The following is a 17,151-nucleotide window of genomic DNA, read 5'->3' as shown; positions in this document are numbered from 1 at the left end:
CTCACGTTCGAAAAAACAAAATGAAGAATTCGATCCAATGCATCCGCGCCTTCGTTACCGTGGCCCGCGCCGGTCACTTCGGCAAAGCCGCCGCCCGGCTGAACCTCTCTGCTTCGGCCCTGACCGTGCAGGTAAGGCAATTGGAAAGCTGGCTGGGGGTTCACCTGCTGGACCGCAGCCCACGCCATGTGGCCCTGACCAACGCTGGGCGGCAAAACCTGGGGCCGATGGAAAAACTGTTGATGGACCTGGACAACCTGGTGGAGCAGAACCAGGACCTGACCGCGCTCAAACGCGGCGTGGTGGAAATCGCCGCGCTGCCGTCATTGTGTTCAGGGGTATTGCCGCCGATTCTCAAGGCCTTCAGCGACGCTCATCCAGGCGTGGAGCTGCGCCTGCGGGACGTGGTCGCTGGGCAGATCGAAGACCTGGTGCGAGCGGCGGAGGTGGATTTTGGCTTTGGCGTACGCACTCATGCCGCCAGCGGCCTGAATTTCCAACCGCTGCTGATGGACCGTTTATGCCTGCTACTGCCGCCGACCCACCCCTTGAACGATGGCCGTCGCCTGACCTTGGCCGACCTTGACCAGCAGCCGATGATTCTGACCGGGCGCGATAGCAGCGTGCGCATGCAAGTGGAACGGCTATTCGAAGCCCAAGGCCTTACCCTGAATCGGCGCTGCGAGGCCAATTACATGTCGACGGTCATCGCCTTGGTTATGCAGGGCCTAGGCATCAGCCTGTTGCCGGAGTCCGCGGTGCAAGGCCATGAAGCCTTGGTAGCTCTGAGGCTCGATGAGCCCGATTTGAATCGGGGCCTGGGGTTGATCACCCGTGTCGAAACCCGCCCCAGCCCTGCCGCCAACGCCATGGTGCAACGGTTGGTCAGCGCGTTCACGGCGCCGACAGCAGATCACTAAGGGCATACCATCTGGCGGATGCGTTCGGCCATCTGGTCGAGCGCAAAGGGCTTGGTCACCACTACGCCATTGGCCGGCAAGCGGCCGGTGCCCTGTATGGCGTCTTCGCTGTAGCCGGTGATAAATAGCACGTCCAAGTCTGGGCGTACCGCCCGAGCCGCGTCCACCATCTGTGGTCCATCCATGCCACCTGGCAAGCCGATATCAGTGACCAGCAGGTCGATACGCACATTTGACCGTAGGATGTGCAGGCCAGCCACACTGTCGCCGGCTTCCAGGGCGTTAAGCCCAAGGTCGCCGAGAATGTCGATCAACAGCATGCGTACCGTAGGTTCGTCGTCCACCACCAGCACGGTTTGCCCCTGGCCAAAACGGGGCAGTTCATTAGCCTGAGCGTGCTGCGCCTCAACCTGCACCTCGCCTGGATGGCGAGGCAGGTACAGGGCGACCGTGGTTCCCCGGCCGGGCGCAGACTCAATACGCACCTGCCCCCGGGACTGCTGGGCGAAACCGTAGATCATGGACAGGCCCAAGCCCGTGCCCTGCCCTATGGGTTTGGTGGTGAAAAACGGCTCGAAGGCGCGAGCAACCACTTCAGGGGCCATACCGACCCCGGAATCAGTGACCTTCACGGCTAAGTATTGGCCTGCTGGCACGTCATAGGTGCTGGCCGCAGCCCCGTCCAAGTCGGTATTGGCCGTTTCTATCAAGATACGCCCACCCTCAGGCATCGCATCCCGCGCATTGATACACAGGTTAAGCAAGGCGTTTTCCAGCTGCGACGGGTCGATCAGCGCAGGCCAGGCGTTAGCCTGACCACGCACCTCAAGGCTGATGCCAGGGCCTACGGTGCGCTGGATCAACTCGACCATGCCGCCGACCAAACCGTTGACATCAGTCGCCCGTGGCGCCAGCACCTGACGCCGAGAGAACGCCAGCAGCCGATGGGTCAAGGCGGCGGCCCGGCGAGTCGCGCCCAAGGCCGCCGCGGTGTACTTCTCTACATCCCGCAGGCGGCCTTCGCGCATGCGCGCCTGAATCAGTTCCAGGCTGCCGGACACCCCACCGAGCAGGTTGTTGAAGTCGTGAGCTAGCCCGCCGGTCAATTGCCCTACCGCTTCCATCTTTTGGGATTGCCGCAAGGCTTCCTGGGCTGACCGCAGCACCTCGGCGTGTTCTTTCTCGGCCGTCACATCCCGGCCATTGCAATACAACAGGTCGCCTTCAGGTTCGATGGTCCAGGAAATCCAGCGCCAAGCGCCGTCCCTATGGCGGTAGCGGTCCTCGAAATCCACCGAGTGGTAATCGCCAGCTTGCAAGCGCGCCAACTCGGCGGTGCTGGCTTCTAGCTCATCAGGGTGCTTGAATTCCGCGGTATTACGGCCTGTCAACGTGCTAGGGGCGCGGCCCAGGATACGTTCCCAAGCCGGGTTGGCATTGAGGATGGTGCCATCCATACGGGCCACTAGCATCAGGTTGGCCGATAGCTGCCAGATACGGTCGCGCTCGGCGGTACGGCTGGCTACCTGGCCTTCAAGGTTGTCGTTGAGCTGGCGCAACGCCTTATCTGCTCGTACACGCTCAGTGGCGTCGGTCACGTAGTGAATGACCGCGCTCACTTCCCCAGTGGCGCTCAATACGGGGGTATTGATGGGGTCCCACCAGCGTTCTTCGAAGCCTGCGCCGGGCCGGGCAATGTCGTATTTTTGCACCGGCATGTGGTCCGGCTGCCTACTGGCGATGGCCCGCTCGATAGAGGCCTGGAGGTTGGCCACGCCGTTGGCGCTTGTGTCTTGGGGGTTATCCGGCATCGCCTCGAACAGTGCCAGCCCTACCAACTGTTCGCGGGTTTGCAGGGTGGCCTCAAGGTAGGCATCGTTTACATCCAGAATGGTAAACCGCGGGGCGTCGGTCGCGATGACCAACAAGGGCGCGGGCGCTTTGTCGAACAGCGCCTGGTAGTTTATCGCGGGTGTAAGCGTGCTCATCCGGGTCCGTCGCTTTTGCTGCCATAGTTAACTGACCCGCCTGTATAGCCCTTGTTCCCCCGATTGCACCTGCGCCGCTTCCTGAACTAACAGGCCCAAATCTCTGATTAAGGGCTATTCCTTCTGCCCGAACACCTGGGAGGGGCGCCGTAATATAGGGTCAAAGGGGTTGATCTTTTGGCTGATGGCCACCGCCTCGCGCTTGAGCAGTTCGACCACCGTGGGCATGCGATCGGCGTTAAGGCGGTCGCTCAGGGTGGCCACGCTCAAAGCCGCTACCGCGCGGCCTTCACGGTCCAGGATCGGTACCGCCAAGCCGGCCATACCGGCCAGAACGCCCGTATTGCGCGCCGCATAGCCCAGGCGCCGCACGTTTTCTACTTCCGAACGCAGCAGCACTTCATCGTAGAGGTGAAGGTCGCGCAGCCGTGGCAAGTTGTAACGAATGACCGTCTCGCGCTCTTCTTCAGCCAAGAAGGCCAGGATGGCCACGCTCCCTTGCCCTACCCCCAAGGCCACTCGGCCACCGATGTCCCCGGTGAAGGTGCGAATGGGGTATGGGCCTTCGCTGCGGTCCAGGCATACCGCATCAAAGCCACTGCGGGCGAGCAGGAACAATGAATCGCCCAAGGAGGCCGACAGCCGCAACAGGCTAGGCCGCACGATATCTCGCAGGTTGCCGGACTGCCCAGCGCAGGCGGCCAACGCGAAGAACTCCAGGCTCAGGCGATAGCGCTTGGTGCGGCTATCCTGCTCTACCATGCCCTCGTCCAGCAGGTTGCGCAGCAAACGGTGCGTGGTGGGTTGCGACAACCCTATCTGCTGGGCCAACTGGGTAACCCGTGCGCCCCCATCGGGGCCGCGGCCCAGGCAACGCAGCAGCGCGAATACGCGAGACACCGCACCCGTGCCTACCTCTGTGGCTTGAGTATTTCGCTCAGCGGAATCTTTGCTGGCTATGGCAAAGTTTTTATCCAATGGATGAATAGACTTCAAAAAATTACTCATTCAGTGAAATTGATCGTTGAGGCCACTCTAAGCTTGGGCCTAGTATTCGTCCATAGGGCGATTTGAATAACAGTGGTAGCCGACCCCGTTCGAGCACCAGCGTCCATGGCATCACGCAGCCTTTCTTATCGCATCTGCCCATAACAAAACGCGCGCTTCGGCGGGCTCTAATACGGTGGAACGCAGCCATGGCTTTTCTTCAGCTCGAGGCACTGGGTAAGCGCTATGGCGCGGTGGATGCGGTGGTCGCCACTGACCTTGCGGTAGAACAAGGCGAGTTCGTGTCCTTGCTTGGCCCCTCCGGCTGCGGCAAAACCACCACCTTGCAAATGATCGCAGGCTTCGTGGACGTAACCTTCGGGCGCATCCTGCTCAACGGCCGCGACATTACTCACGCCAAGCCCGCCAGCCGGGGGCTGGGGGTGGTGTTCCAGTCCTATGCGCTGTTCCCCCATATGAGCGTGCGCGATAACGTGGCCTTCGGCCTGAAGATGCGCAAAGTGCCCCAGGCGGACCTGGAACAGCGGGTCAAACGCGTGCTGGCACTGGTACACCTCACCCCCCATGGCGAGCGCTACCCCAGGGAGCTCTCCGGTGGGCAGCGGCAACGGGTGGCCCTGGCCAGGGCCCTGGTGATCGAGCCGCCGGTGTTGCTGTTGGATGAACCTCTGTCGAACCTGGACGCGAACCTGCGCGAGGAAATGCAGTTCGAGATCCGCCGTATTCAGCGGGAAGTCGGCATTACCACCCTGATGGTGACCCACGACCAGGCCGAGGCGCTGTCCACCAGCGATCGGGTGGTGGTGATGGAAGCTGGGCGCATTACTCAGATCGACGAACCCTATAAGCTCTACGAGCATCCGCGCACGCGGTTTATTTCAAGCTTCGTGGGCAAAGCTAACCTGCTGCCCGGCGAACATGATGCGACCGGCACCCTCCAGGTACGCGCGCAGGCCGGGGACGCGGCGCTTAGCCTCAGCCTGCGCCCGGAGAAAATCGACCTGCTGCCCGCCGGTGAAGGCTGTTTGCAAGGCCAGATTCTCACCCGTTATTTCCTCGGCAGCCAGTGGCTGTACCGGGTGGGCACACCCTTGGGCGAGCTGACGGTGGTACGCCGCAACGACGGTCAAGCCCCGTACACCGAGGGCACCGCTGTGGGCCTACAGTGGCCTGCGGACCTGCTGCGGGTGCTGAGCGTGGACGAGGCGCGGCCATGAGCGGCGCTGGGGTGTTGCGTGATACCGGCCGCGGCTACCTGTTGTCCGCCCCGGCATTGGCGCTGTTTATCAGCCTGCTGGTAGTGCCGCTGCTGTTGACCCTGGTGCTGTCATTCAACGTGTTCGACTACGAGGTAGGGGTCAAGGCCGATGCCTGGACCTTCGCCCATTACGCCACGCTGTTATCCGACGCCTACTTTTACGAGATTTTCTTCCGCACCCTGTGGATCAGCGCCGTGGTCACCCTGCTCTGCGTGGTGATTGGCGTGCCGGAGGCGTACATCCTTAGCCGCATGGGCGCGCCTTGGCGCTCGATTTTCCTGATTTTAATCCTCACCCCGCTGTTGATTTCAGTGGTGGTGCGGGCCTTCGGCTGGAGCCTGTTGCTGGGCGCCGAAGGCTTGATCAACCACGGCATTCAACTGCTGGGCGGGCGGCCGATGAAACTGCTCTATACCCCGTTCGCGGTGATCCTGGCACTGGTGCACGTGATGCTGCCTTTTATGATCATACCGGTGTGGACCTCCCTGCAAAAACTCGACGCCTCCGCCGAGCAGGCCGCGCTGTCATTGGGCGCGACCCAGGCCAAGGTGATGCGCCTGGTGGTGTTGCCCCAGGTAATGCCCGGTGTGCTATCCGGCACCTTGATCGTATTTGGGCTGTCGGCCAGCTCTTTTGCCATCCCCGGCCTGCTAGGCGGGCGGCGGCTGAAGATGGTCGCCACCGTGGTGTATGACCAATACCTATCGGAGTTGAACTGGCCCATGGGCGCTACCCTGGCGGTGGCGCTGCTGTTGCTTAACCTGGTGGTGATGCTGTCCTGGAACCGCCTGGTGGAAGGCCGCTACAAAAAAAGCCTGGGAGCCTGAGCCATGTCTAAGAACGGCCCGTTGGCCCTGTGTTTCCATGCCCTGGTGGTGGTGTTTATGCTGGCGCCCTTGGCGGTGGTATGCCTGGTAGCCTTTACCCCCGAGAACACCCTGAGCCTGCCCTGGAACGGTTTTTCCCTGCGCTGGATGAACGCGGTGTTCGAACGCGCCGATTTCATTCAGGCGTTTTACAACAGCGTGCTGCTGGCCCTGGTGGCGGCCACCCTGGCAACCTTGATCGCCGTACCGGCAGGCCTTGCGATCACCCGCTATCAGTTCCCCGGCCGGGGGTTGCTCAACGGGCTGTTTTTGTCCCCGATCATCATCCCGCACCTGGTGCTGGGGGTGGCAATGCTGCGCCTGTTCGCGCTGATGGGCGTCAATGGCAGCTTCGCCTGGCTGATGCTGGCCCACGTGGTGGTGATTACCCCCTATGTGCTACGGCTGGTGATCGCCGCGGCCATTGGCATCGACCGTACCGTCGAGCAGGCGGCCGAATCCCTGGGCGCCAGCCGCTTCACCCTGTTTCGCAAAATCACCTTGCCGATGATCCTGCCGGGGGTCGCCGGTGGCTGGTTGCTGGCTTTTATCAACAGCTTTGACGAAGTCACGCTGTCGATCTTCGTAACGTCACCGGCCACCCAAACCCTGCCGGTGCGCATGTACGTGTACGCCACCGAATCCATCGACCCGATGATGGCGGCGGTGTCCACCTTGGTGATCGCGCTGACCGCCGCCACCATGATCATCCTGGACCGGGTGTATGGCCTGGACCGGGTATTGGTAGGCCGGCACTGACTGCCTTCAGGTGTTATCGACTGCTGCCCACGGAGAACGCGCCATGGCCTTGCTCAAACGGCTGGTAGAACAGGATCGGCCTGTGCTGCCCTTCACTCTCGATGGCCAGCCTGCGAGCGGCCTGCAGGGCGACACCTTGCTGACCGCCGTGCTGACCACGGCCGATCATCTGCGGGGCAGCGATTTCACGGGCGAGCCACGGGCGGGCTTTTGCCTGATGGGCGCCTGCCAGGATTGCTGGGTAAAGCTAGGCAACGGTGACCGAGTGCGTGCGTGCGCCACCTTGCTCGAAGCCGGGCACTGCGTAACCCGTGAACCGGGGCGCACACTGTGACCGGCCCGGCTCAGGTAGTGGTGGTGGGCGCGGGGCCAGCGGGCATTCGCGCGGCCCAAACCCTGTTAGCCCATGGCCAGGCGCCATGCCTGCTGGACGAAAGCCTGCGCGGTGGCGGGCAGATCTACCGCCGCCCGCCAGCGGCGTTCAAGCGCTCGGCCAAGGCGCTGTATGGTTTTGAAGCGGGCAAGGCGAGCAAGCTGCACCGCACCTTCGATCAATTGGCCGGGCGGCTTGATTACCGCCCCCAGACCCTGGTGTGGAACGCCGAAAACAACAGCCTGGATACCCTGACCGGTAACCTGGCTAAAACCGTGCCGTATAGCCACCTTATTGTGGCCACCGGGGCCACCGACCGCGTGCTGCCCGTGCCTGGCTGGACACTGCCCGGTGCCTATAGCCTGGGGGCGGCGCAGGTAGCGCTGAAATTCCAGGGCTGCGCCATCGGCGAGCGAGTGGTATTCGCCGGTAGCGGCCCTTTGTTGTACCTGGTGGCTTATCAGTACGCCAAGGCCGGTGCCCAGGTGCTGGCGGTGCTGGATAGCTCGCCCTTTTCCGCTCAGGTACGGGCACTGCCCGCCTTGCTGGGTCAGTTGGGTACCTTGGGCAAGGGCCTGTATTACCGGGCGTGGCTTACCGCCCATGGGGTGCCGGTCCACCAGGGCGCGCAGCTTAGCGCCATAGAAGGCGAGCGCCGGGTGACCGGCATCAATTGGCATCAAGGTGGGCAGCTTCACCGCCTGCCTTGTGACGCCGTCGCCTTTGCCCATGCTTTGCGCAGTGAAACCCAACTGGCCGACCTACTCGGCTGCCAGTTCGCCTGGAGCCCCTTGAACCGCGCGTGGCTGCCCACCCGCGACCCTGTTGGGCGCAGCAGCGTACAAGGGGTGTACCTGGCCGGTGATGGCGCGGGCATCATGGGCGCGGACGCCGCCGAAGCGGCCGGCGAGCTCGCCGCCCTGGCCCTGCTCAGCGACTTGGGCCTGCGGGTAGACGACGCCCGCCAAGCCCAATTGCAGCAGCGCTTGCAGCGCATCGAGCGGTTCCGCCATGGCTTGGAAACCGCCTTCCCTTTCCCCGAAACATGGGCCACTGATGCGCCGGATGAGTTGATAGTCTGCCGCTGTGAAAGCATCAGCGCGGGCGAGATTCGACACACCGTGGCCGACGGGCATTGGGAGATCAACCGGGTAAAGGCCATGTGCCGCGTGGGCATGGGCCGCTGTCAAGGCCGCATGTGTGGCGCGGCGGCTGCCGAGCTGATCGCCCAGGCCTCGGCCCGGGACGTAGCCAGCGTTGGCAGGCTGCGCGGGCAAGCACCCATCAAACCTCTGCCGTTTGGCCTGGAGATGGACCGATGAGCACGCCGATCAAGGCCGACGCGATAGTGGTGGGCGGTGGTATCGTTGGCGCTTCGGCCGCGCTCTTTCTCGCCCGCGGCGGGCAGCGCGTAGTGCTGCTGGAGCGAGACTTCTTTGGCGCCCACTCCAGCGGCGTGAACTACGGCGGCGTGCGTCGCCAGGGCCGGCCATTGACCCAATTGCCGCTGTCCCAACGCGCCCACGCCCTGTGGAGCGACCTGCCCAACCTTATCGGTACCCAGGGCGAATACCAGCGCTCTGGCCATTTGAAGCTGGCCCGCGGCGACGCGGACATGGCCGCACTGGTGGCCTATGAAGCCGCCGCCCGCAGCTTTGGGCTGAACCTGCAATTGCTCGACCACGCCCAACTTCGGGCGCGCTTTGCCTGGGCCGGGGACATTGCCATTGGCGCCTCACTGTGCGCCGAAGACGGCCACGCCAACCCTCGGCTGGTGTCCCCGGCCTTCGCCCAGGCCGCGCGCAAGGCCGGTGCGCACGTGTTCGAACAGGCCGAGGTAACCGAAACCGACCACGACGGCCAGGCCTTCGAGGTGCTAACGGGCAGCGGTTTGCGGGTACGGGCCCCCTGGCTGCTTAACTGCGCCGGGGCCTGGGCCGCCCGCCTGGCCGAACACTTTGGCGAGCCGGTGCCCCTGCGCACTGGCCACCCGGCCATGCTGGTGACCGAGCCGCTGCCGATGTTTATGGACGTGAGCACCGGCGTGGAAGGCGGCGGCATCTATGCTCGGCAAGTGGCCCGGGGTAACTGCGTACTCGGCGGCGGCCAAGGCTTCCCCTTGGACCGCACCACTGCCCGCCCGGGCCAGGTCGCAATCCTGAACATACTGCGCAACGCCGTGGAACTGTACCCGCCTTTGGCCGGCGCCCAGGCCATCCGCACCTGGACCGGCACCGAAGGCTACCTGCCCGACCGCGAACCGGTACTGGGCCCCAGCACCACTCAGCCTGGGCTATTGCACGGCTTTGGCTTTGCCGGCTCCGGTTTCCAGATCGGCCCTGCCGCCGGGGAAGCCCTGGCGCAAATCGTCTGCGCTGGCGCGCCAGCCCTGTCGCTGGAGGCCTTTTCCATCCGCCGTTTCCAGCCCGCCCCTACCCTTACCGCCCTGCCCCTTGCCGGTCAAGGCATTCCCCCATCGCTCAGAGAAAGGCCCAACCCATGACCCCTATCAAGCGCGTTGCCCTTGCCCGCCTCTCCTGCCTGCCACTGGCCGCCCTGCTAGCACCCCTGGCCGCCCACGCCGAGCCCACGCTGTACTTGGGCATGAACGGCGGCACCATGGAGCGGCTGTACGCCGACCAGGTGCTGCCGGCGTTCGAGAAGGCCAACCAGGTCAAGGTGGTGATCGTACCGGGCACGTCCTCGGACATCCTCGCCAAGGTCCAGGCCAGCAAGGACAACCCCCAGATGCATGTGATGTTCCTGGACGACGGCATCATGTACCGGGCGATCTCCATGGGGCTGTGCAGCAAGCTCACCCCCAACGCTGCCCTGGCCGACCTCCCCGCCCAGGCCAAGATCAAGGACCACGCCGCGGCCGTAAGCCTGGGCGTAACAGGGCTGGCCTACAATACCCGGCTGTTTAAGGAAAACGGCTGGAGCGCCCCCACCTCCTGGGCCGATATGGCAGATAAGCGCTACAAGGAAAAACTGGTGTTCCAGTCCCTGGCCTCGTCTACCTTCGGGCTGCACGGCTTCTTGATGTTCAACCGCCTGCAAGGCGGCGACGAAACCAATGTCGAACCCGGCTTCAAGGCCTGGCCGAACACGGTGGGCCCCAACGTGCTGGAGTACATCGCCAGTTCGGCAAAAATCTCGGAAATGGTCCAAACCGACGAAGCCGCGCTTTTCCCCCTCACCCCTACCCAAGTTACCGCGCTCAAGCTCAAGGGCGTGCCCGTGGAATACGCCCAGCCCAAGGAAGGCGCCGTGGTGCTCAATGTGGCCGAATGCGCCATCGCCAACAACGACCAACCCGAATTGGCACAGAAGCTGGCTGAATACCTACTGACCCCCGAAGCCCAGGGCCCTGCCTTGGAAATGGGTGACCAAATCCCCTCCAACCCCAAAACCCCTACCACCGAGCGCACCCGTGGCCAGGTAGACGCCATGAACAAGTACCTGGAAACGGCCATTACCATCGATTGGGACAAGGTTAACGAAGTGCGGCCGGCGTGGAATGCGCGTTGGAGCCGGTCTATTGAGCGGTAGGGCCGGGCCCGACAGGCTCCAGTGCGCCTTGAGCGCGTGACCGAAAAACACCGCGCTTTGACGTACCTATAAGGCATGTGGGTTTACCCGACCACTTCATGAACGAGGCTTTCATCGAAAAGCCTCTTGGATTAAACACTCAAGCGCAGCGCCAATGCACTGAGCGTAACGATCAGAATCGGTAGCGTGAGCACAATGCCTGTTTTGAAGTAATAACCCCAAGTGACGGTGATGTTCTTCTTGGCCAAGACATGAAGCCAGAGCAAGGTGGCCAAACTGCCAATGGGGGTGATTTTCGGCCCCAGATCACAACCGATGATGTTGGCGTAGATCATGGCTTGTTGAACCATGCCATCGACCTCTGCGCCATGGATGGACAAAGCCCCGATCAGCACGGTAGGCATGTTATTCATGATCGAGGACAACAGCGCGGTTAGCAGCCCAGTACCGAGCGATGCACCCCAAATACCATACCCGGAAAAGGCGCTCAGAACCTGCGAAATATGATTCGTAAGGCCGGCATTCTTCAGCCCGTAGACGACCAGATACATGCCTAGAGAAAAGATAACAACTTGCCAAGGCGCGCCCTTTAACACTTTCCCTGTATCGATTTCGTGCCCACGGGCCGCTACCACATAAAGGATGAGCGCACAGGTTGCAGCGATGACGCTGACTGGCACGCCTAAGGGTTCGATGACGAAAAAACCAATCAGTAGAAGCACCAAAACCCACCCGCCCGTGACGAAGGTTGCCCGATCGCGGATTGCTTCTGAAGGGTGACGCAGTTGAGCAAGGTTATAGGTTGCGGGCAGTTCCTTACGAAAGAACCACAGCAGCATAAGGAGTGTCGCCGCAACGCTGGCAACGTTGACTGGCGCCATGACCGAGGCATAGTCGGTAAAGCCTATAGCGAAGTAATCGGCGGAAACGATGTTTACCAGATTAGACACCACCAGCGGCAGGCTTGCAGTATCGGCAATGAAGCCCGCTGCCATCACGAATGCGAGCGTAGCCCTGGGGGAAAACTTCAGCGCCAGCAGCATCGCGATCACGATTGGCGTGAGAATCAGCGCCGCGCCATCGTTGGCAAACAGCGCCGATACGGCGGCACCCAACAGGATGATAAAGGCGAATAGCTTGTGAGTACTGCCCGCTCCCCAGCGGGCTACGTGCAGTGCAGCCCATTCAAATAAACCGGCCTCGTCCAACAACAAACTGATGAGAATGACCGCGATAAACGTGGCGGTGGCATTCCACACAATGTGCCACACCACAGGGATGTCCCCAACGCTCACCACACCTGAGATCAAAGCCAGCGCGGCACCAAGGCTTGCGCTCCAGCCCACGCCCAAGCCCTTGGGTTGCCAGATGACCAGCACGATGGTGACGATAAAAATCAATACGGCAATTAGCATTTCAAACACTCGAAAAAGGGAGTACCACACCGCGGGCCCTCGCCATTACCCCTTCACGCAGACGACTTGCCGTAAGGTGTGAACCACCTCTACCAGGTCTCGTTGTGCAGCCATCACCGCATCGATATTCTTGTAGGCCATGGGAATCTCGTCAATGACGGCCTCATCCTTACGGCATTCGACGTGGGCAGTCGCCCGAACCTGGTCTGCGACAGTGAAAATCGCCTTCGCCTTGGTGCGGCTCATCACTCGGCCGGCGCCATGGGAGCAACTGCAGAACGCCTCTTCGTTCCCTAATCCACGCACGATGAAGCTTTTGGCCCCCATAGAGCCGGGAATGATCCCCATTTGCCCTTTCTGAGCGGAAACCGCCCCTTTGCGGGTAAGCAGAATGTCCTCTCCAAAGTACGTCCCCCGCTCCACGTAATTATGGTGACAGTCCACGGCGAGCAGGCGCGACTCGAACGGTTTGGAGATAACCAACCTAACGGCCTCGAGGACCGCCAGCATCATCACGGCACGGTTTTGCTTGGCAAAGTCCTGAGCCCACTCCACTGCCTCCACATAGTCGTCGAAACTGGTGGTCCCCTCGCGCAGGTAGGCCAAATCGTGGTCCGGCAGGTTGATCCTATGCTTGCGCATTTCCTGCCGTGCCTTCTCGATGAAGTACGAGCCGATCATGTTCCCCACGCCACGTGAACCTGTGTGCAGCATCACCCATACGTGCTCGCGCTCGTCCAGGCACACCTCGACGAAGTGGTTACCTGTTCCAAGCGTGCCCAGGTGTTTACGGTTGTTAGACTTCTCAATCCTTGGATGTTTGTTGGTGATCAGGCTGAACCGCCCCGCGAGCGCCGACCAAGCCTGATCGACGATAGGCGGCGGGATTTCCCAAGACCCTTTGTCGCGCCCGCTACGACCAGAGGTGCGGCCATGCGGGACGGCTTTCTCAATGGCAGTGCGTAGGCCAAACAGGTTGTCAGGCAGATCACTTGCACGCAGGGAGGTACGAACAGCGGACATGCCGCAGCCCAGATCGACCCCTACCGCCGCTGGGATGACCGCGCCCTTGGTAGGGATCACACTGCCTATGGTCGAGCCCTTCCCAAGGTGGACGTCAGGCATTACCGCCATGTGCTTGAACACGAATGGCATCTGTGCGGTGTTGATCAGCTGCTGCCTGGCTTCGGGCTCAACCGGCACGCCCTGGGTCCACATTTTGATTGGCTTGCCATTGTCCACTTCAAGCAGTTGATAGGTTTGGGTGGCCACTTTCTTTACCCCTGTATACGGCTGTTGTGGAGTCTGTGAATGAGCTGAAACGCCTGCGCCGGGCCTGGAAAACTCCTGTCTACCGTGGATCGCTAAGCAAGCGGATCAAGTTAATCCCAGCAATGGGGCGCTCAAAACAAAACGGCCCCTGGCATCACACCAGGGGCCGCGCTTCTAACACTTACCACCTTACTTGTTGCGGGTCACTCGCCATACGGTGTTGGCCAGGTCATCGGCAATGATCAGCGCACCGCGTGGGTCGACAGTAACGCCCACTGGGCGGCCACGGGTTTTGCCGTCTTCGCCGTAGAAGCCTGTGGCGAAGTCCACCGGCTCGCCAGCGGGGTGGCCGTTGCTAAAGGGTACGAAGATGACGCGGTAGCCTACCGGGTTTGGCCGGTTCCAACTGCCGTGCTCGCCTACGAACACACCGTCGGCGAATTTCTCGCCCATGGCCGGCACCGAGAAGTCCACGCCCAGTGCGGCAACGTGGGAACCCAGGCTGTAGTCAGGTTTGATGGCGGCTGCCACCTTGGCCGGGTTCTGCGGTTGGGCACGTGGGTCCATGTTCTGGCCCCAGTAGCTGTAGGGCCAGCCGTAGAAGGCGCCTTCCTGCACGGAGGTGAGGTAGTCGGGTACCAGGTCTGGGCCTAGCTCGTCACGCTCGTTGACCACCGCCCACAGCTTACCCGTGCCGGGCTGAATCTTCAGCGCCGTGGGGTTGCGTAGGCCGGTGGCGAAAGGCCGATGGGCGCCAGTGGTGGCGTCGATCTGCCAGACACGGGCGCGGTCCAGCTCCACTTCCATGCCGCGCTCGGTCACGTTGCTGTTCGAGCCAATGCCCACGTACAGCATGCGCCCGTCTTCGCTGACCGCCAGGGACTTGGTCCAGTGGTGGTTGATCTCCGAAGGCAGGTCGGTAAGCCGGGTAGGCGCGCCGTTGGCTTTAGTCTGGCCGTCCTGGTAGTCGAAGCTGAGCAAGGCATCTTGGTCAGCCACGTATAGCTTGCCGTTGGCGAAGGCCAGGCCGTAGGGGGCGTTGAGGTTCTCGGCGAAGACGGTATTGACCTCGTACTTGCCATCGCCGTCGGCGTCGCGCAGTAGGGTCAGGCGATTCCCGCCTTTAACTTGGGTGTTGCCCTTGGCCTTGATGTAACTGGCGACCACATCCTTGGGCTTGAGCTTGGCGGCGCTACCGCCGCGCCCTTCGGCCACGATAATGTCACCATTAGGCAGTACCAAGGTCTGCCGAGGAATGGCCAGGCCGGTAGCGATGGCAGTGATGTTATAGCCATCAGGCACGGTCGGCTTTTTATCGCCCCACTGGGCAGGGTCTGCGATTTTCATGGCCGGCAGTAAACCACGTTGCTGGTCGGGCATTTTAGGGTCCGGCCCGCGTGCTTGAGTCGCCTCCCCTTCCCCACCACAGGCGCTCAACAACAAGGCCATGCTCAAAGCCGTCAGTGCGTTGGAATGCTTCATTGGGCCACCTCCGAACGCAGGTTGGTCAAACCGACCCAGGCAGTAATCACTGCCAACACGGTTACGATCACTGACAGAATAAGCGCCGAGGGCATTACCGCCCAAGCGTCCTTGGCATGCTCGAAGGAGTTGATCAAGCCCAGCACCCAGGTCACCAGCAACAGAAGAAAATACAACACGGGACGCCCGGCCTTGTGGGGGGCGCGGATCAGATTCACCAATCCATACAGCAACGCCAGCCCGCAGAACAGCTCGGCACCCGCGAGCAGCCAGGCGGCGAAGTTACTCCACTGGATTTGATAGGTTTGGGCGTAGGCGATATCGCTGAGCAACGCACCGAGAAACAGCGGCACGGTACCGGCGAGCAGGATGGCGTGAAGCGGGCTTGGCGTCCGTCTGTACAGAGGGTAGGCGGTAGTGGTAGCGGTCACGGTGGTTCCTTATCCTTGAGCAACCCCCCTGGGGGCGCCCTGCGAATGCAGGCCGCTTGAAGGGTCGCGCTGACTGGGTATAGGAAAGAGCCTGAGTTCGCTGTCTAAGTTCACCGCGTTTTAACCGCAACGCGGTGTTTGTTCTTGAGCCAGGCCCGAAGGCCCTGCCTAGGCCAGTTTGAAGCGCTGTACCAGGGTACCCAGCTCACTGGCCAGCCCAGAAAGCTGTAAGCCGGCTTCCACGGTCTGGCGGTTGCCGCCTTCACTGGCGATGGACAGGTCGCGGATGCTCACCAGGTTACGATCCACTTCCCGGGCCACATAGGCCTGTTGCTCGGAGGCTGCCGCGATTTGCAGGTTGCGGTCCTCGATCAGCCGTACCGCCTGCAGGATGTCGGTGAGCGCAGCGCCGGCGGCCTGGGCGATTTCATAGGTTTCGCGCACCTGAACGGTGCTGGCCTGCATAGAGCCCACGGCGTTGGCCGACCCTAACTGAATGGCGCCGATGATCTGCTCGATCTCCCGGGTCGACTCTTGGGTACGGTGGGCCAAGGCGCGTACTTCGTCGGCCACCACGGCAAAGCCACGGCCTTGCTCGCCGGCCCGGGCCGCTTCGATGGCGGCGTTGAGCGCCAACAGATTGGTCTGTTCGGCAATCGCGCCGATCACGCTCAGTGCCTTGGTGATGTCCTTGGCCTGGCCTGCCAGCCCTTCCACTTGGGACGAGGTAGTTTGCACTTGGGCGGTCAGCCGCTGCATGGCCTGCAAGGTTTTGTTCACCTCGTGGTTACCGGCTTCGGCAGCGGCGCTCGAATGACGTGCCGATTCGGAGGTAGAACTGGCGTTACGGGCGACTTCTTCCACGGCAGTGGTCATTTCAGTTACAGCGGTAGCCGCCTGGTCGATTTCCGCGTTCTGCCGCAACAGGGTTTCACTGGCCTGGCTGGTCACCCCGTTCATGGTCTGGGCCGCTACATTCAAGCGGGTGGATGAATCGGAGATTCCCCGAATGGTGTCTTTAAGGTTGTTCTGCATCCGCGCCAAGGCTTTCATCAAGCCAGCGGCTTCATCGGCGCCGGCCTGCTCGATCTTGCCGGTCAGTTCGCCGGCGGCGATGGCATTGGCCACCTCAAGGGAGGCGTTGATCGGCTGAGCCAGGCTGCGGGTCAAGCGCCAGGCCAGTAGCAGGGTCAGGATCACCGCGGCTACTATGATGACGAGCATGGTGCTTACGCTGTGGTCGTAAATGTCGGTGGCGTAAACTCCGGCCTGCTTGGCCCCCTGGGCGTTGGCCTCGCGCAGCTTGGTCAGGGTGTCTTGGTAAGCCTGGGCGCGGCCACGTTGCTCGCCGTTGGCCAGGGCCAGGGCGGCGTCGCGGTCGGTACGGGCCAGGCTGACCACTTGATCGAGGCCGTCGAGGTAATTTTTCATGACCTGAGCGGCCTGAGCGAACCGGGCCTTTTCGCTGTCGGTGCTTAGCAGGTGGTCGCGGTAGAACGCGGTGCGCTCGTTCATCAGGTTCTTATAATGCTCTACCTGCTCAATAGCGGTGTTCATGGCACTGGCGTCGGTGCTGGCCAACAAGCGGACGCTTTCAAGGCGGGTGTGCAAAAGGGCAATCTGCAAATCATCGGCGGTCTGAATACTGGCAAGCCAGTTGGACTCCATGGCTTGCTCGGTGGAGCGCAGCTCTTTGATCTGCACAAAGGCAAAGGCCCCCAGCACAAGAACGAACAGCGTAATAGTGCCAAAACACAGAATCGCCCGGGGGGCGATGCGCAATGAGCGAAGGTTCATCCAAGCTACTCCCAGAAAGTCGACGGTGG

At 61.9% G+C, this 17,151-nt stretch carries 15 protein-coding genes and 1 pseudogene; 8 read left to right on the top strand and 8 right to left on the bottom strand.

The features are described 5' to 3' along the window. Nucleotides 1-20 precede the first annotated feature (20 nt). Nucleotides 21-920 (top strand): LysR family transcriptional regulator, encoded by a 900-nt coding sequence (locus tag ACWKV4_RS06550; protein WP_483831273.1) that lies wholly within the window; start codon nt 21-23, stop codon nt 918-920. On the opposite strand, the gene ACWKV4_RS06545 is transcribed toward ACWKV4_RS06550, so the two are convergent. Further along, nucleotides 917-2,908 carry a hybrid sensor histidine kinase/response regulator gene (locus ACWKV4_RS06545; protein ID WP_483831272.1) on the bottom strand — a complete coding sequence of 664 codons (1,992 nt, stop codon included), beginning with the start codon at nt 2,906-2,908 and terminating at the stop codon, nt 917-919. The genes ACWKV4_RS06550 and ACWKV4_RS06545 overlap by 4 nt on opposite strands. A gap of 114 nt (nt 2,909-3,022) precedes the next feature. Continuing rightward, nucleotides 3,023-3,895 (bottom strand): IclR family transcriptional regulator, encoded by an 873-nt coding sequence (locus ACWKV4_RS06540; protein ID WP_483831462.1) that lies wholly within the window; start codon nt 3,893-3,895, stop codon nt 3,023-3,025. Between the two features lie 209 nt (nt 3,896-4,104). Between ACWKV4_RS06540 and ACWKV4_RS06535 the strand changes: the two genes are divergently transcribed. The 7 genes from ACWKV4_RS06535 to ACWKV4_RS06505 are packed head-to-tail and all read left to right on the top strand — an operon-like array spanning nt 4,105 to nt 10,725. Next, nucleotides 4,105-5,133, top strand: coding sequence for an ABC transporter ATP-binding protein (locus tag ACWKV4_RS06535; protein WP_483831271.1), 1,029 nt, complete (start codon nt 4,105-4,107; stop codon nt 5,131-5,133). Continuing rightward, complete coding sequence (locus ACWKV4_RS06530; protein WP_483831270.1) at nt 5,130-6,002, top strand: ABC transporter permease; 873 nt, start codon at nt 5,130-5,132, stop codon at nt 6,000-6,002. The genes ACWKV4_RS06535 and ACWKV4_RS06530 overlap by 4 nt, the downstream gene beginning before the upstream one ends. 3 nt (nt 6,003-6,005) lie before the next feature. Continuing rightward, on the top strand, nt 6,006-6,800 hold the full coding sequence (locus ACWKV4_RS06525) for an ABC transporter permease (RefSeq protein ID WP_483831269.1): 795 nt from the start codon (nt 6,006-6,008) through the stop codon (nt 6,798-6,800). 43 nt (nt 6,801-6,843) lie between these two features. After that, nucleotides 6,844-7,134: a (2Fe-2S)-binding protein gene (locus tag ACWKV4_RS06520; RefSeq protein WP_483831268.1), complete on the top strand. Its 291-nt coding sequence runs from the start codon at nt 6,844-6,846 to the stop codon at nt 7,132-7,134. Then, nucleotides 7,131-8,495 (top strand): FAD/NAD(P)-dependent oxidoreductase, encoded by a 1,365-nt coding sequence (locus tag ACWKV4_RS06515; RefSeq protein WP_483831267.1) that lies wholly within the window; start codon nt 7,131-7,133, stop codon nt 8,493-8,495. Before ACWKV4_RS06520 ends, ACWKV4_RS06515 begins: the two co-directional genes overlap by 4 nt. Beyond that, nucleotides 8,492-9,676 (top strand): NAD(P)/FAD-dependent oxidoreductase, encoded by a 1,185-nt coding sequence (locus tag ACWKV4_RS06510; protein WP_483831266.1) that lies wholly within the window; start codon nt 8,492-8,494, stop codon nt 9,674-9,676. Before ACWKV4_RS06515 ends, ACWKV4_RS06510 begins: the two co-directional genes overlap by 4 nt. Beyond that, nucleotides 9,673-10,725, top strand: coding sequence for an ABC transporter substrate-binding protein (locus tag ACWKV4_RS06505; protein WP_483831265.1), 1,053 nt, complete (start codon nt 9,673-9,675; stop codon nt 10,723-10,725). The genes ACWKV4_RS06510 and ACWKV4_RS06505 overlap by 4 nt, the downstream gene beginning before the upstream one ends. A 131-nt stretch (nt 10,726-10,856) precedes the next feature. On the opposite strand, the gene ACWKV4_RS06500 is transcribed toward ACWKV4_RS06505, so the two are convergent. The 6 genes and pseudogenes from ACWKV4_RS06500 to ACWKV4_RS06475 all read right to left on the bottom strand — a co-directional run. Then, complete coding sequence (locus tag ACWKV4_RS06500; protein ID WP_483831264.1) at nt 10,857-12,140, bottom strand: arsenic transporter; 1,284 nt, start codon at nt 12,138-12,140, stop codon at nt 10,857-10,859. A gap of 45 nt (nt 12,141-12,185) precedes the next feature. Then, entirely contained in the window at nt 12,186-13,358 is a 1,173-nt protein-coding gene (locus ACWKV4_RS06495) for an RtcB family protein (protein ID WP_483831461.1), read from the bottom strand. A 243-nt stretch (nt 13,359-13,601) separates the two neighbouring features. Further along, nucleotides 13,602-14,894, bottom strand: coding sequence for a PQQ-dependent sugar dehydrogenase (locus ACWKV4_RS06490; protein WP_483831263.1), 1,293 nt, complete (start codon nt 14,892-14,894; stop codon nt 13,602-13,604). After that, entirely contained in the window at nt 14,891-15,325 is a 435-nt protein-coding gene (locus ACWKV4_RS06485; protein WP_483831262.1) for a DUF2231 domain-containing protein, read from the bottom strand. The genes ACWKV4_RS06490 and ACWKV4_RS06485 overlap by 4 nt, the downstream gene beginning before the upstream one ends. 168 nt (nt 15,326-15,493) lie before the next feature. Next, nucleotides 15,494-16,285 (bottom strand): methyl-accepting chemotaxis protein, encoded by a 792-nt coding sequence (locus ACWKV4_RS06480; protein ID WP_483831460.1) that lies wholly within the window; start codon nt 16,283-16,285, stop codon nt 15,494-15,496. A 66-nt stretch (nt 16,286-16,351) separates the two neighbouring features. Next, a pseudogene (locus tag ACWKV4_RS06475) lies at nt 16,352-17,122 on the bottom strand (MCP four helix bundle domain-containing protein); the annotation flags it as partial. Nucleotides 17,123-17,151 lie beyond the last annotated feature (29 nt).

It is taken from the genome of Pseudomonas artemisiae, from assembly GCF_057128685.1.
The sequence above is the reverse complement of the archived record's forward strand: the minus strand, read 5'-3'. Positions and strand labels throughout refer to the sequence as shown.